Raw genomic sequence first — 16,466 nt, 5'->3', positions numbered from 1 at the left:
ACAATCCTTTTTCTCATTGTTTTTATGAATCTATTCTTTATACTCACATTGTACAAAAAAAAAGTTTCTAAAAAGTTTCTTTTATACAATTAATAATTATCTCTATTATCAGTAACTTTTATGGCATATTTTCAATTTCTCAATTACGTATAACATAGAATTTTTAGGGGTAAAATCATAAAGATTTAATACTCTTTATTCTATGTAAAAGCTCAACTATTTCTCTATGTTACGTTTGCTATTTTATCGCTCATGCAACGAATTTTGTTTCACTTTTAAAATAGGTTTTAAGATGAAATCCAAAATCGTTTTCTTTCCCGTTACAATATCAACACTTGCAACCATTCCAGGAATAATAGGAAGTTTTACACCGTGTCTTTCCAAATAATTTTTATTTGTTTTAATGACAACTCGATAGTAACTTTTTCCCTCTTTTGACTCTTTATCAATAATACTGTCCGCTGAAATTTCAGTGATTTTCCCCTCTAATCCACCATAAATGGAGAAGTCGTATGCCGTGATTTTTACAATGGCTTTTTGACTTGGATTAATAAAAGCAATATCTCGTGGATCAATTTTAGCTTCAACCAGTAAGATGTTGCTGTCTGGAACAATTTCAATCAAATCTTCACCCGAACGAACAACCCCACCAATCGTATTTTTATTGATTTGTTTAATGATTCCATTCACAGGAGAAACCACTTCGGTTTTTGCCACTTTATCTTCATCTGAGACCAATTGAGACTCCAATTTTTTGATTTGGGCACTGGTTTTTTGCAAATCTTCAGATGCCAAAGATTTAAAATTTTGGACTTTTTCAATGATTTTATTTTCAGCTTCAGCAATGGCAAGTTTTGAACGGGGAATTGACAATCTTGCAGCCTCCAAATCTCCACTGGCTTGACTGTACTCTTTTTCTATATTTAAAACATCATAATTTGACTTAATACCAGACTTCGCAAGCTTTTTGATAGTAATTCGTTGTTGTCCAATAAGCTCTAAACTTCGAGTCAATTGTTTTTCAGTCCCCTCAATTTCTCTGAGTTCTTGCACTTTTTGTTTATACTGAATCTCTAAAACTCTCAATGAAGTTTTAAGCTCTCCCACTCGTGATTTATAGATATTATTTTGTAAAGTAGCATAGTTTGAATTATTCTCTTCTACCTCTTTTGGAAATACCAATACTGGGATTTCTTTATTTGGATTAAGGTCTAGTTCTGCTTGAAGTCTGGTTTTAACTGCCACCAAACTTAAGTACTCTTGTTTACTCTCCTCTAAAGAGGCTTTAAATCGCGTGGTATCTATTCGCATCAACGTGTCGCCCACTTTGACAAAATCACCATCTTTGACCAAAATTTCAGAAACAATACCTCCATCCAAACTCTGTATGGTTTGTATTTTACTCGAAGGAATAACTTTCCCAGCACCTCTGGCTAACTCATCAATATTTGCAAAAGCAGTCCAAAGAAATGTGAGTATAAAAAACCCTACAATCATAACAAAAACAATATTTACGTTTCGTGTAGGTCTCTCATTGGCATAGGCATAATAGGTATTAATGTACTCAACATCATCATCATGAACTTCAAACATTCTTTGACCAAAATCTTTTGCTTTTTGAAGATTCTTTTTCGTACTTTCAATTTTCTGATTTGTTTTTTCTTTTAATTTATCAATATGTTCTTTTTTATTTCGAAGCATTTTTAGCTCCCATTTTATTAAAGATAACTTCTTTAGGTCCATCGGCAATAATTTGACCATTTTCCAAAATAACTACTCTATCAACTAAGGAAAGAATCGACGTTTTATGCGTCACAATAATCAAAGTTTTATCCTCAATAATTTGTTTCAGTCGTTTGATAAACGCATTTTCTGTTTGACTGTCCATTGAATTTGTGGGTTCATCAAGCATTAAAATCTCTGGGTTAGAAAGCAGTGCACGCGCTAACGTTACGGCTTGTCTCTCTCCGCCACTGAGTCCATCTCCTCGTTCACCTACCATTAAATCATAGCCCGATTCATGTTTGGCTAAGAAGTCTTCTAAGCCAGCAATTTTTGATGCTCTCAATATCTCTTCATCGGTTGCATATTGTTCACCAATGGTGATATTGTCTTTAATAGAGCCCATAAATAAAAAGGCTTCTTGAGGTACAACCCCAATCGCATTTCTTAAATCCACAGGGTCAATTTGTCTTGTATCAACCCCATCAATAAGCACAGAACCATTCGTTGGCTCATAGAGATTAATAAGCATTTTTAGCAATGTAGATTTCCCTGAACCAATTTTTCCCAAAATAGCAACTTTTTCACCCTTGTTGATTTTAAGATTTAACTCTTTAAACATAGCAACTTGTGAGCCTTTATATGCAAAATCAACATTCTTAAACTCAATATTTCCATTTAAATGAGGTCGGCTGATATACTCTTTATCCTGTTTTTCAACAGGCATTTTCATCACTTCATCTAAATTATTCAGCGCCAACATGGTTTTATCATAACGAATAATCATACCTGCAAGCTGAGAAACAGGGGCTATGACTCTTCCATTGAGCATCATAGTTGCAATAATTGCCCCCATGGTCATGTATCCATCTGCCGCCATATAAACTCCCAAAGCTACAATAGCAATATTTGAAAATGAAGCAATATAGCTGGTAAAATAAGTAATTGATTGAGATAAAAAATGCGATTTGTCAGAATAGTGCACTGTGGCATTCACTGATTGTTCCCAATTGGTTTTCATTCTATTTTGTGCTCTGATTGTTTTAATAATCTCTAATCCAGTAACCGCTTCAATCATTGTTGTCTGTTTGATCTGATCTTCTTTGACACTTTTTTCAACAATTTTTCGCAAAGGCTTTTGCACATACCAAGAAGCAGATAGTGTAATAATAATGGTAAAAAGAGTGATATATCCAACTATCCCACCAATATAAAAAATAATCAATAAAAATATAATGACAAAAGGAAAATCAATGATAGAAGAAATGGTTGCTGATGTAAAAAACTCTCGAACACTTTCAAAAGATTGCAATCGACTCACGAACAATCCCGTTGAAGCTGGTCGTTCTGCTATTTTAATATTTAAGAGCTGATCAAATATTTTATTTGACATAATCACATCCGCTCTTTTACTCGCAATTCCCAAAAAGTAAGACCGAATGAGTTTAAGTACAAAATCAAATGTTAAGACAACAAAGATACCAATAACCAATGCCCAGAGCGTATCAATGGCATTATTGGGCAAAACTCTGTCGTAGACATTCATGGTAAATAAAGGGGTTGCAATAATAAATACATTGATAAACAGTGAGGCTACAGCAACTTGCCCATAAATATCAAAATTTCTTCTTAGTGTTCCCCAAAACCACTCTTTGGGTTTATTCACATGAACTTCTCGTTGAATTCTGTTTCTAAAATTGTATTCAGGTTTAATGATAAGTACTTCAGTTGTAAACTCTTGTTCCAATTTGTCTAAAGAGATTACGGTTTCACCTTTGCTGATTCCTGGCATTATCACCGTAGCATTTTGTTCTTCTAAATCATAATCCAGAAGTATGCAAGAGCGTTCTTTATCTAAAAGCAAAACAGCAGGCAAGGCCAATTTTGATAAAGAGTAGATTCTTTCTCGTTTGACTTTTTTAGGAATGAGCCCTATTCTTTGTGCGGCTTGGTAAAATATTTTTAAATCCATTGACTTATTGTGCAAGGCTAAACCATAAGTCAGAGATTCAGCAGAAGTCTCTCTCTTATGATATTTGGCCAAAAACATCAAACACTCAAGTAATGTATCAACCGTTCTTCTCTCTTTAAGTGTATTATCATTTAAGTTTGCGTCGGTATGAGCTTCCAAGTGTACCCTTTAAATTTGTTTTTTATATTCTATCTAAATAAAAAATAATTCTAAATTTAATGATACTTTCTATTTTGCTTTTTCATAAATTGCATCTAAATTAATTTTTTCTTCTTTATTCTTTTGTGCTTCCATTGCTCTGTTTTCTTCTGCTGTAGGTGCAATTTCAGCACTATTATCCAATAAACCATCCAGTTCATTAGTCGTTGATTGATCACTGTTCATGATTTTTCTAATAGAGACTTTTTTAACAACAGGTTCTGTACAAATTTGTTTCTTTTGCATTAAAATTGAATCACTTAACTTTGATAAATTTAAAAGCAGTGAATAGTAATTTGTATACAATTCAAACTCTCTTTGAATCAATGCTGTATTTGAAGTATAGACTTCTGATTCTGCATTTAAAATATCAACAAATGTTCTTGTACCCGCATCAAACTCTTTTTTATATACTTCTAAAATATTTAAGTTATGTTCAGAATATTTTTCCAAAGCGCTGATTCTTTTTTTAGTTGAGTAATATTTTTCATATGCATTTGAGATTTGTTCTGCCACTTCATCTGTTTTGAGTTCTAAATCTTTTTGAGCTTGTTGTAAAAAGAGTTTCTCTTTTTTTGTACCTATATAATTTTTCCCTCCAGCAAAGAGATTCCATTTTAAATTTAATCGTGCATGATAAATATCTTGTCTGCCATTCTCATCTAATTCCAAGTCGTTATCCCATGTTCCTTGTAACTCAAATGTTAATGTAGGTAAATAGCCAGCATATTGTTGTGTAATTTTCTCTCTTTGTTTTTTGATATCTTCAATTTTTTGCAGTATTTCATAATTATTTCTAATCCCATAGGTAATTGCTTCTTCCAAAGTTTTTGGTATAACGGATTCATCAATAATAGGTCGACAAATTTTGCCTGTAGGTTTTTTCCCAACGAGTTTTTTAAACGTCGCTATGGTATTCTTTTTTGACTCTTCTTGTTCTAAAAATTTTTCAGTTGTATAATACAATTTGGAACTTACTTGATACGTTTCTAAAACTTCACCACTGATCTCTTCTTTCTCTTTTGCTGTCACCAAATTTTCTTCATGACTTTTAATTATGGCCTGCGATAGACTTAAAAGTTCATCATACATAACCAAATCAGTGTATGTTTGAGTGATTTCGTAGATGACATCTTTTTCTATTTTATAATTACTTCTCATTTTATTTGATTGGTAATTAAACTCTCGTTCACGCACTTGTGACTGAGATAAACCACCATCATATAAGGTTTGTTCGAGCTTTAAAATCATGTGCCAACCATCTTTTTCAATCTTATCTGAAAGAGCCCCTTGCACGTCAGCATTATTATAGGTATTAGATTTTTCAGCATAACCATCTAAATTCAATGTTGGAAGATAATCTGCTCTCTCTTCATCAACATACATACGATATGCTTCTTGATTTTTTAATTCAGCTATCACATCTGGATTAGAAACAATTGCTTCTTCAACACTTTCTCGCAATGTAATTGCATGTAAAGAAATACAAAAAAATACTAAGATAAAACATGTTTTTATTAAATTACTCATTTTTACAGCTACCTTTTAGTAAAATATCTTTAATTCTACTATAAAAAAGTTTTTTTTATGCTGTTTTTTAATAAAATATAATGAAATTTATTATTTTTATTACAAAAGGAATAACAATCGGTATGCAAAATATACATAAAATACTACAAAACCTTACCATTTTATACATTGAAGATGAGATTGTGATTCGAGAAAACATAACAAATGTCTTAAAACTTTTTTGTAAAGAGGTCTATACTTGTGAGAATTCAGAGGAAGCTCTTAAATACTTCAATGAAAAGAGTATCAATATCATCATTTCAGATATTAATTTGCCCAATAAAAATGGCTTAGATTTTGCAAAAGAGATTCGTACAATCAATAAAACTATCCCTATTATACTCCTTACAGCAAGAATAGATACAAAATGTTTAATTGAAGCAACCAAATTAAAACTGGTTGATTATTTGATTAAACCCATAAATTTTACAGAATTAGAAGATGCTCTTAAACGATGTACACTTGAAATCATAGAAAACGGGTCGTATGAAATCACTTTTTTAAATAACGCTATTTATAATGTACAAGAAAAAACACTCTATAAAAACGATATAAAAGAAAATTTAACCTCAAAAGAGCTCGCGCTGTTAGAATATTTACTGAATAATAAAACTAGAGTAGTATCACAAGAGGAACTGCAGGAAAATATATGGGAAGACAGTTTTGATACAACCGATTCGGCATTTAAAACACTGTTAAATAAATTAAGACATAAAATTGGGAAAGAGAGTATAGAGAATATCTCAGGAGTAGGATACAGAATTATCTTAAAATAAATTTGCCATATCATAAAAAACAACTATAAAAAAAGCCTCTACCAAAGCTATCAAAGAGATAGGTTAGGTAAAGGCTTGTAAAAAACTCAAAGCTGGCAGCGGCTTACGTTTCCACAAGGGGACCCTGCAGTATTATCAGCGATGAAGTGCTTGACTTCCAGGTTCGGAATGGGTCTGGGTATTTCCACTTCTCTATAACCACCAGCAAGTTGAGTAAAGAAGATATTGTAAAAATATACTCTTTACTCAACTCTGTTTAGAGTTAAATATAATGTTAAAAGTCTTTATAAACACATTTTACTAAGTATTGTGTACTTAATAAGATAGTAAACCAAGAAATATAAAAATAAGCCAAACGATCTATTAGTACTGGTCAGCTAAACGACTTACATCGCTTACACATCCAGCCTATCAACCAGCTAGTCTTGCTGGGATCTTCAGGGAAAGTTCATCTTAGAGTTGGCTTCGAGCTTAGATGCTTTCAGCTCTTATCACATCCGTACGTAGCTACCCAACGATGCTCTTGGCAGAACAATTGGTACACCAGTGGTACGTTCATCCCGGTCCTCTCGTACTAGGGACAAATCTCTTCAACTTTCCTACGCCCACGGAAGATAGGGACCGAACTGTCTCACGACGTTCTGAACCCAGCTCGCGTACCGCTTTAAATGGCGAACAGCCATACCCTTGGGACCTGCTCCAGCCCCAGGATGCGATGAGCCGACATCGAGGTGCCAAACCTCCCCGTCGATGTGAGCTCTTGGGGGAGATCAGCCTGTTATCCCCGGCGTACCTTTTATCCTTTGAGCGATGGCCCTTCCACACAGAACCACCGGATCACTATGACCGACTTTCGTCTCTGTTCGACTTGTATGTCTCACAGTCAGGCTAGTTTATGCCATTATACTCAACAAGCGATTTCCATCCGCTTTGAACTAACCTTTGTAAGCCTCCGTTACTTTTTAGGAGGCGACCGCCCCAGTCAAACTACCCACCAGACATTGTCCTGAACGAGGTTAACTCGTCCCAGTTAGTAACTCAAATATTCAAGGGTGGTATCTCAAGGATGGCTCATACTCTACTTGCGTCTAGTAATCAAAGCCTCCCACCTATCCTGCACATGAATATCCAAGCTACAGTGTCAAGCTGTAGTAAAGGTGCACGGGGTCTTTCCGTCTTTCCGCGGGTAGGAGGAATTTTCACCTCCACTACAATTTCACTGGATCCCTGGTTGAGACAGCTCCCATCTCGTTACGCCATTCATGCAGGTCGGTATTTAACCGACAAGGAATTTCGCTACCTTAGGACCGTTATAGTTACGGCCGCCGTTTACTCGGGCTTCAATCAAATGCTTCGCTTACGCTGACATCATCAGTTAACCTTCGAGCACCGGGCAGGCGTCACACCTTATACATCCTCTTACGAGTTAGCAAAGTGCTGTGTTTTTGGTAAACAGTCGGGAGGGACTCTTTGTTGCAACCTCTATCGCTTTTTGGAGCAAGTCCATATACAATAGTAGGCACACCTTATACCGAAGATACGGTGCTAGTTTGCAGAGTTCCTTAACCAGGGTTCTTCCACGCGCCTTAGAATACTCATCCCACCTACCTGTGTCGGTTTACGGTACGGGCAACAATTAATATACTTAGTGGCTTTTCTTGGCACGACAGTATCATCGATTCCAAATGCTCCCCGAAAGGATTATTCGGCCTGTAAGATCTCGGTCTAACGATACCCGGATTTGCCTAAGTATCAACCTACATCCTTCGAGCCACTATTCCATCAGTGACCTCGACTAACTCTATGCGTCCCCACATCGCGCTTAATTGTTGGTATTGAAATATTAATCAATTTGCCATCGTCTACCCCTTTCGGACTCGACTTAGGACCCGACTAACCCTACGATGACGAGCATCGCGTAGGAAACCTTGGGTTTTCGGCGTTAAGGATTCTCACCTTAATTATCGCTACTCATGCCTGCATGCTCACTTCTATCCGCTCCAGCACTCCTTGTCGGTATACCTTCAACGCTGAATAGAACGCTCTCCTACCACTTGGATAAATCCAAGTCTAAAGCTTCGGTGCATATCTTAGCCCCGTTATATTTTCCGCGCAGAATCACTAGACCAGTGAGCTGTTACGCTTTCTTTAAAGGATGGCTGCTTCTAAGCCAACCTCCTGGTTGTCACAGTAACTCCACATCGTTTTCCACTTAGATATGACTTTGGGACCTTAGCTGTTAGTCTGGGTTGTTCCCCTCTCGACGATGGATTTTATCACCCACCGCCTGACTGCTGTGATTACACATATGGTATTCGGAGTTTGACAGGGTTTGGTACCGCGGTAAGCAGCCCTAGCCCAATCAGTGCTCTACCCCCATATGTTACGACACAACGCTATACCTAAATATATTTCGGAGAGAACCAGCTATCACGAAGTTTGATTGGCCTTTCACCCCTATCCACAGGTCATCCGGGGGCTTTTCAACGCCCATCGGTTCGGTCCTCCACTGGCTCTTACACCAGCTTCAACCTGCCCATGGATAGATCACTTCGTTTCGGGTCTGCAGCATCTGACTAATTCGCCCTATTAAGACTCGCTTTCGCTACGGCTTCGTACTTGACTTAACCTTGCCAGACACCACAACTCGCAGGCTCATTATGCAAAAGGCAGTCCGTCACCCTGATAAATCATAGGGCTCCGAATGATTGTAAGCTAATGGTTTCAGGTTCTATTTCACTCTCCTCGCTGGAGTACTTTTCACCTTTCCCTCACGGTACTTGTTCACTATCGATCTGTAAGTAGTATTTAGGGTTGGAGGGTGGTCCCCCCAGATTCAGACAAAATATCACGTGTTCCGTCCTACTCAGGATACCAATAGAGCTCTTGAGAATTTTGATTACAGGAGTATCACCTTCTATGCTTAAGCTTTCCAACTTATTCATCTATTCTCTTAAGTCTCACATCTTGGTCCTACAACCCCCAATGCAAGCATTGGGTTTGCCCTAATCCCATTTCGCTCGCCGCTACTTTGGGAATCTCTTTTGATTTCTCTTCCTCTGGCTACTGAGATGTTTCACTTCGCCAGGTTCGCCCCCCGCAGGGTAATACAGCTCTCACCATATTGGGTTGCCCCATTCGGAAATCCCCGGATCAAAGCTCTTTGGCAGCTCCCCGAGGCTTATCGCAGCCTAATACGTCCTTCATCGCCTCTTACAGTCTAGGCATCCACCATTAGCCCTTAATAGCTTATTTGATAATAAAGTAATTAAATTACTTCACCTTTTTTGAATAATTATTCCTTGGCTACTATCTTATTAAATACATGAGAAACGTTTTAAATGTGAACAGTTTCACATTTACAGTTTCGAAACCGTAGTCTTTATGCAGTTATGCACAGACGCAGGCAACATATTTAATAAAAAAGTTGTGTTTTTTTTCTTTCTTATACAAACAGAATTTCTTCTACTCATATGGAAAAATTAAAGACTTTTAACATTATGTTTTTAAATAACTTTTGATCCTTTTACAAACCAAATATAAATCTTACCTCTTGTAAAACTTATATTTGGTCTCTAAAAATTCTTTGATTTATGTTGTGAAAATGGTGGAGAATAGCGGGATCGAACCGCTGACCTCCTGCGTGCAAGGCAGGCGCTCTCCCAGCTGAGCTAATTCCCCACATTTACATACTTTAAGGTTACATGTAAGCTTAAAAATGGTGGGCCTAACAGGACTTGAACCTGTGACCTCACGATTATCAGTCGAGCGCTCTAGCCAGCTGAGCTATAGGCCCATTTAACCAACTTACTTCTATAATCTTTATAAACCGAACATATACTTAATTTGCTTAAGTCAAACAAATGACTTAAGTCTTCTCTGAAAGGAGGTGATCCAACCGCAGGTTCTCCTACGGTTACCTTGTTACGACTTCACCCCAGTCGCTAAATCCACTGTGGAAGGTAGCTACTTTAGCATCCCCGCTTCGAATGAATTCAACTCCCATGGTGTGACGGGCGGTGAGTACAAGACCCGGGAACGTATTCACCGTAGCATTGCTGATCTACGATTACTAGCGATTCCAACTTCATGTAGTCGAGTTGCAGACTACAATCCGAACTGGGAGGCATTTTTGAGATTTGCTCCACGTCACCGTATTGCAGCTCTTTGTGTACCCCATTGTAGCACGTGTGTAGCCCTGGCCGTAAGGGCCATGATGACTTGACGTCGTCCTCACCTTCCTCCTACTTGCGTAGGCAGTCTGATTAGAGTTCTCAGCCGAACTGTTAGCAACTAATCACGAGGGTTGCGCTCGTTGCGGGACTTAACCCAACATCTCACGACACGAGCTGACGACAGCCGTGCAGCACCTGTATGTAGGTTCTAGCAAGCTAGCACCAATCCATCTCTGGAAAGTTCCTACTATGTCAAGGCCAGGTAAGGTTCTTCGCGTATCGTCGAATTAAACCACATGCTCCACCGCTTGTGCGGGTCCCCGTCTATTCCTTTGAGTTTTAATCTTGCGACCGTACTCCCCAGGCGGCACACTTAATGTGTTAACTGCATTACTGCCATGTCTAGCATGGCAACAACTAGTGTGCATCGTTTAGGGCGTGGACTACCAGGGTATCTAATCCTGTTTGCTCCCCACGCTTTCGCGTCTCAGCGTCAATAATGTTCCAGTAGATCGCCTTCGCAATCGGTATTCCTTCTGATCTCTACGGATTTTACCCCTACACCAGAAATTCCATCTACCTCTCCCATATTCTAGGTTAACAGTTTTCAAAGCAGTTCAATGGTTGAGCCATTGGATTTCACTTCAAACTTATTAACCCGCCTACACGCTCTTTACGCCCAGTGATTCCGAGTAACGCTTGCACCCTCCGTATTACCGCGGCTGCTGGCACGGAGTTAGCCGGTGCTTATTCATATAGTACCGTCATTATCTTCCTATATAAAAGGAGTTTACGCACCGAAATGTGTCATCCTCCACGCGGCGTTGCTGCATCAGACTTTCGTCCATTGTGCAATATTCCCCACTGCTGCCTCCCGTAGGAGTCTGGACCGTGTCTCAGTTCCAGTGTGACTGATCATCCTCTCAAACCAGTTAGGTGTCATTGTCTTGGTGAGCCATTACCTCACCAACTAACTGATACCGTACAGGCCGATCCTAGAGCTATAAATATTTCCCTTGCTCACTTTTGTGATAAAGGCATATAGAGTCTTAGCAATCGTTTCCAACTGTTATCCTCTTCTCTAGGGCACGTTACCTATATATTACTCACCCGTGCGCCACTTAGCTGACAATTTAAGCAAGCTTAAATCCGTTCTCGTTCGACTTGCATGTGTTAAGCACGCCGCCAGCGTTCACTCTGAGCCAGGATCAAACTCTCCATAAATTATGTTCGTTTGAAACTGACATTTTTGTATTTTATTACAAAATTATCACTCATTGTTTAGACGAAGAATTCTTCTATTCTTCTTTTTGTTTTAAGTATATATTCGGTTTACAAAGATTATATCTTCTCTAACCATTTATTTTAAAGAACTTAATCCCTTCAGAACTTATCTCCAGTTCCTCTGAAATTGGACGGGAATTATAGACAATTTTTTACCCTTTGTCAAGCCCTTCCTCTTAACTTTTACTTAAATTTGTAAAGTTTGGAAAGAATAATGCAATAATTGGTCAAATTTTCCAATTATTGCATAAAATTTATTTGCTGAAAGGTTTATAATGAAGTAAAAGTTTAGGAAGAAGAAGTAAATCGGCCAATAAAACCATAAACATGACAAGCACTGTTAACAACCCAAAATAGATGGTTGGAATAAAATTTGATACTACAAGAATTGAAAATCCAAGCATAATAGCAAGCGAAGTATAATACATGGCATATCCAATACTTTGATGTGCACGTTTCATGGCTTCAACATAATCACCACACGTTTCATACTCTTCTTTAAATCGATGAATATAGTGAATCGTGTCATCCACACCAATTCCAATTGAAATGGCTGCAATGGTTATGGTCATAATGTCTAGGGGAATATGAGCAAATCCCATGAGTCCAAAAATAATGCCAATGGGAACAATATTAACAACCATTGCAATGAGTGCAATGGCAATTGATCTAAATAGAATTAAAAACATAATTGAAAGCATGATAACCACAATTCCCAAGGTCAATATTTGTGATTCAAAAAGTGATTGCAACATATTATTGTATAACACCATTAAACTTGATAATCTAAATGTGCCTTCATCTTCACTTACAACTGTTTTTAACTCTCTTTTAATTCTGTTAAGCAACTCATTTCTTCTGAGATTTTCATTTGAATCGATAATTCTCGTTGCAAATCTTGCTTGATTGTGCTCAATACTGATATAAGGAGAGAGTATCAACTTTTTGTACTCTTGTGGCAATTGCGTATACAGAAGTGCCAATTGAAAGTTATCTAAATCTTTACCATGATTTAATGACTGTCCTACTTTTAAAAGTGTTGCCAAAGATTGAACATTACCTATTTCTTTAATAGAAGAGAGATAATCATGCACTTTCATGATTTTTTCCATTTTATCTGGAGTGAACCAATATTGAGGTTCATCTTTGGATTGGGCAAATTCATCTTCAAATGAATCCATCATATCGTCTTGATTTTCACTCGGAATATCTGCGGTAACTTCCATGGTTTTAAAATCTAAAATAATATCCAAAGGCGTGGTACCACCCAATTTTTGGTCAATAACTTCCATTCCTTTATATATTTCTGTAGTTTTTTTGAAATAACTGATAAAACTGTTTTCAACAATAAGTTTACTCGCCCCTACAACAGAGAAGATAAAAACAATGATACTGATATAAATAATGGCATTACCATATTTTAAAACGGTATTTGAACACAATTTTGTCATGGAAAAAGAGTGTTGGGTCTCCTCTTTTTTCGTTTTAACTTTTTTCAGCAACATCATAATAGAAGGAAACACTAAAAATGCGAGTAACAACGATATTGCTATACCTGTACTCATCATCCAACCAAGATTAATGACAGGTTTGATTCCAGAGACAATCAAGGAAGAGAACCCTGCAATAGTGGTAATGATGGCAAAAAATGAAGGTTTTGCTTTTGAAAGCACCGTTTCTAAGACCAACTCCTCTTGAGTCGCCTCTTTATGTGTAGCATTGACTTCATTGTATCGCACAATTAAATGTAATACAATCGAAATGGTAATGATTAATTGCAACGAAATGAAATTAGAAGATATGACCGTTACTTCCCAACCAAATAAACCTAAAACCCCACTGGTTGAAATCACAGAGAGCAGACAAACAATGACAGGAATCACAATCCATCGCAGTTGCTTAAAGATAAGCCACAACACCACAATTAAAATAGCTAAAAGTGTTGTCCCATAGATATATAAATCGCTTTTGACATACGTTATGATGTCATCAACAATCATATTCACACCACCTAAAAAGAGTTGCGCTTTATCTTTATACTTCTCCATAACTTTTCGAATCTCTTCAATATTTTGGTGCTCAATTACGCGTTGTAAATCTTTGTGTTTTTTATATTCAAGCAAAACGGCATTAAACTGTTTCTCTTCTTCAAGCGTAATGGTTTTATCTGCTTTTTTTTGTTGAAGTTCCTCTTTTTTATCTATTAAATCAAAATATTTTTGATCGTACTTCAAATTCACTAAAATAGCGGTTGTTTTAAAATCACTGCTGACAAGTGCATTTTTATATAAAGGAGAGGTCAAAAACTCTTGTTTGGCTAAAACTTTATCCACATGATTCTTTTGAAGAGTTGGAACGTCATTGACCAAATCTTTTAACTCTTTTACGGGGCTTTGTAAAAGTGGTACAGTTAAAATAGAGGTAACATAATTGACGCGGGGAAGTTTTTCCAAATCTTTACTGATATCAGCAATCGTAGCTAAACTCTTTTTTGAGAGTAGATCCTCTTTGGGAGTAAAAGTTATCAAAAGAAAATCAGGAGTATCGTATCTTTTCCCAATAATACGAGAAAACTTTAAATCATGGTCATTTTCTAAAAGCAAAGTATCTGCAGAAGCATCTATCTCCAATTTTGTTGCATAAAAAGCCAAAAAAGCAACGCATAAAAAAATAGCAGCTAAAACTTTTTTAGGATGCGGTAAAACAATGGTTTTAAAAAAACGTTCAAGCATCTATTTAACGGCTACTGCATTAACTTTGTTTAGTTTTTCAATTAATTGAGAAAACCCTTCTCTTTGAAGGACTCCTTGAAATTGATTTCGATACGTTTGAATAATACTCACGCCTAAAATATCCACATCGTAAATGAGCCAGTCCCCTTTGTTGTCGTAAAATTTATAGACCACTTCATACGTATCTGTTTTGCCAATAATATTGGTCAATAACTCAATTCTGTTTTTTTTAGATTTATTGATGCTTTTTACCACCACTTCTTCATTGGTATACAGATCCAATTTATCAATATATGAGCTTTTTAATTTTTGTTCAAAACTGCTTGAAAATATCTTTTTTTGGTCATTTTCAAGAGAATTCCACTGTTTACCTAAACTCAATTTTGACATCAACTCATAGTCAAACACCACATCAAAAATATCAAATAAATCTTTTTGTTTGACTTTTTTTTCTAAACTCTTATTTTGTAATATTGCTGTTGCTGATGCTATTTTTTCTTGCATTGTAGAAAATATTTTCTCCTCTTGTAATGCAAATATTGGCTGAACCATCAATAAGCCAAATATCACAGCTGCTAAAAATTTGGCAAAATTCACTTCTCTTGTCACTGCTATTATTCCTCTATTTGTTTTTTTCTTCTTTGTTCATAAATGTCTCTTAAAAAAGGGTATAAATCTATGGCATCTTTTTTAAGATTTTCGTACTCATTTAAATGCAATGAGGTTCTATTCACGATTTGAAAAGTTTTTATTCCAAGCGTTTCTTCTGCGTCATTTGGAATTCTATACGGTTCATACGCCATATTAGACGATGTTACATCACCAAATGAATCTACTCCTAAACCAAAAATATCTCTTACGTTTGAAGGGCCTAAAAAGGGAATAACAACATGAAATCCACTTCCTACACCATAATATCCTAAGGTTTGTCCAAAATCCTCTTTGTGCGCTTTAAGTCCTAAATCTTTTGCAACGTCCATTATACCCAAAAGTCCAAAAGTTGAATTAATCACAAATCGTCCAAGCTCTTCTGAAGCGTTTAAAAACTTAAATTGCAGTATATTATTGATAAATCGAATGGGGAAAAAAAGATTGTCAAAAACATTTGAAACACCAACTCTTGCAGGTTCAGGAATGACATAGGCATATCCTCTTGCAACAGGCGTTAATACATTGGTATAAAAACCATCATTAAAGTTGGTCATCACTCGGTTATAGCCACTTAAAGGGTCAAATATTTCGACATCTTTTGTTTCAAATTCATCTGAAAAATCATTTACAAAATTCGATTGCGCTTGTTGTGACTCAGGCTGAACAAGGTTGGCTTCTTGCGCAAAAATAGAAATTGACACCAATATAACAAAAAATAAACTTCTCATAGGACTCCAAAAATAATAAATAATCCGATAATTGTAACATTTTATTCTATAGAGTTTTATAAAAGTTAACAAAAAGTAAACCGCTTTATTCAGACGTAACATTTTAACGCAGAATCTCTTTACAAACCAAAATATACCCATCAAGAGTCAATGTAAAAGAGATAAACCATATTGAGTTTAAATGACGAAAAACCGACAAAAAAATTAAAGATTTATGGTGTCAATTTTGGAAAAAATAGATTGGAAATTGAAGTGAATTTTTAAAGCTTTTGGAGGAGCCACTCGGAGTCGAACCGAGGATCAAGGATTTGCAATCCAATGCATTAGCCACTTTGCTATGGCTCCAAAATAAATCATTTAAATTAAGAGTAATAAGAAAATGATTTGTATATAAGTAAATGGCAGAGAGCGGGGGATTCGAACCCCCGGAGGCGTTAACCTCGCCGGTTTTCAAAACCGGTACATTCGACCAACTCTGTCAGCTCTCTACATTTATTATTCTATGGTGCGAATGGTGAGAATCGAACTCACACTCCGAAACCGGAACGGGATTTTAAGTCCCGCGCGTCTACCTATTCCGCCACACTCGCACAGTGTGTATATCTACTTTAAGATGTTCTTCCTAAAATGGAGTGGAATTATATTTAAAAAATGTTTTC

At 36.5% G+C, this 16,466-nt stretch carries 7 protein-coding genes, 5 tRNA genes and 3 rRNA genes; 1 reads left to right on the top strand and 14 read right to left on the bottom strand.

Going from position 1 to position 16,466, the window contains the following annotated elements:
- Window positions 1-243: 243 nt before the first annotated feature.
- The 3 genes from ACNI3C_RS05610 to ACNI3C_RS05600 all read right to left on the bottom strand — a co-directional run bounded on the left by ACNI3C_RS05610 (window position 244) and on the right by ACNI3C_RS05600 (window position 5,422).
- Window positions 244-1,701 carry an HlyD family type I secretion periplasmic adaptor subunit gene (locus tag ACNI3C_RS05610; protein ID WP_419771264.1) on the bottom strand — a complete coding sequence of 486 codons (1,458 nt, stop codon included), beginning with the start codon at window positions 1,699-1,701 and terminating at the stop codon, window positions 244-246.
- Window positions 1,688-3,853: a type I secretion system permease/ATPase gene (locus ACNI3C_RS05605; RefSeq protein WP_419771263.1), complete on the bottom strand. Its 2,166-nt coding sequence runs from the start codon at window positions 3,851-3,853 to the stop codon at window positions 1,688-1,690. The genes ACNI3C_RS05610 and ACNI3C_RS05605 overlap by 14 nt, the downstream gene beginning before the upstream one ends.
- Before the next feature lie 69 nt (window positions 3,854-3,922).
- On the bottom strand, window positions 3,923-5,422 hold the full coding sequence (locus tag ACNI3C_RS05600) for a TolC family protein (RefSeq protein WP_419771262.1): 1,500 nt from the start codon (window positions 5,420-5,422) through the stop codon (window positions 3,923-3,925).
- Between the two features lie 122 nt (window positions 5,423-5,544).
- Here ACNI3C_RS05600 and ACNI3C_RS05595 point away from each other — a divergent pair, with 122 nt between their 5' ends.
- Window positions 5,545-6,237: a response regulator transcription factor gene (locus ACNI3C_RS05595; protein ID WP_419771261.1), complete on the top strand. Its 693-nt coding sequence runs from the start codon at window positions 5,545-5,547 to the stop codon at window positions 6,235-6,237.
- Between the two features lie 90 nt (window positions 6,238-6,327).
- Here the strand turns inward: ACNI3C_RS05595 and rrf are convergent.
- From rrf to ACNI3C_RS05540, 11 genes are all read right to left on the bottom strand, one after another.
- A 5S ribosomal RNA gene (rrf, locus tag ACNI3C_RS05590) occupies window positions 6,328-6,443 on the bottom strand.
- A gap of 136 nt (window positions 6,444-6,579) precedes the next feature.
- Window positions 6,580-9,492, bottom strand: a 23S ribosomal RNA gene (locus ACNI3C_RS05585).
- A 350-nt stretch (window positions 9,493-9,842) separates the two neighbouring features.
- Window positions 9,843-9,918: transfer RNA gene (locus ACNI3C_RS05580), tRNA-Ala, on the bottom strand.
- Between the two features lie 38 nt (window positions 9,919-9,956).
- Window positions 9,957-10,033: transfer RNA gene (locus tag ACNI3C_RS05575), tRNA-Ile, on the bottom strand.
- Window positions 10,034-10,119: 86 nt separating this feature from the next.
- Window positions 10,120-11,636, bottom strand: a 16S ribosomal RNA gene (locus ACNI3C_RS05570).
- Together the 16S, 23S and 5S rRNA genes with 2 tRNA genes alongside form the textbook arrangement of a ribosomal RNA operon.
- 314 nt (window positions 11,637-11,950) lie before the next feature.
- The gene (locus ACNI3C_RS05565; RefSeq protein ID WP_419771260.1) at window positions 11,951-14,428 is read right to left on the bottom strand and encodes an efflux RND transporter permease subunit; all 2,478 of its coding nucleotides are present in this window, start codon (window positions 14,426-14,428) and stop codon (window positions 11,951-11,953) included.
- Window positions 14,429-15,037, bottom strand: a complete 609-nt coding sequence (locus ACNI3C_RS05560; protein WP_419771259.1) for a Tgt2/MlaC family protein — start codon at window positions 15,035-15,037, stop codon at window positions 14,429-14,431.
- A 5-nt stretch (window positions 15,038-15,042) separates the two neighbouring features.
- Window positions 15,043-15,807, bottom strand: a complete 765-nt coding sequence (locus ACNI3C_RS05555) for an MlaA family lipoprotein (protein WP_419771258.1) — start codon at window positions 15,805-15,807, stop codon at window positions 15,043-15,045.
- A 270-nt stretch (window positions 15,808-16,077) separates the two neighbouring features.
- Window positions 16,078-16,152, bottom strand: a tRNA-Cys gene (locus ACNI3C_RS05550).
- Between the two features lie 54 nt (window positions 16,153-16,206).
- A tRNA-Ser gene (locus tag ACNI3C_RS05545) sits at window positions 16,207-16,295 on the bottom strand.
- A gap of 15 nt (window positions 16,296-16,310) precedes the next feature.
- Window positions 16,311-16,397, bottom strand: a tRNA-Leu gene (locus ACNI3C_RS05540).
- Window positions 16,398-16,466 lie beyond the last annotated feature (69 nt).

Origin of the sequence: Marinarcus sediminis (SeqCode), assembly GCF_048571275.1 — a bacterium.
Classification (GTDB): Bacteria; Campylobacterota; Campylobacteria; order Campylobacterales; family Arcobacteraceae; genus Marinarcus; species Marinarcus sediminis.
This window is presented reverse-complemented; position numbering and strand designations above follow the sequence as displayed.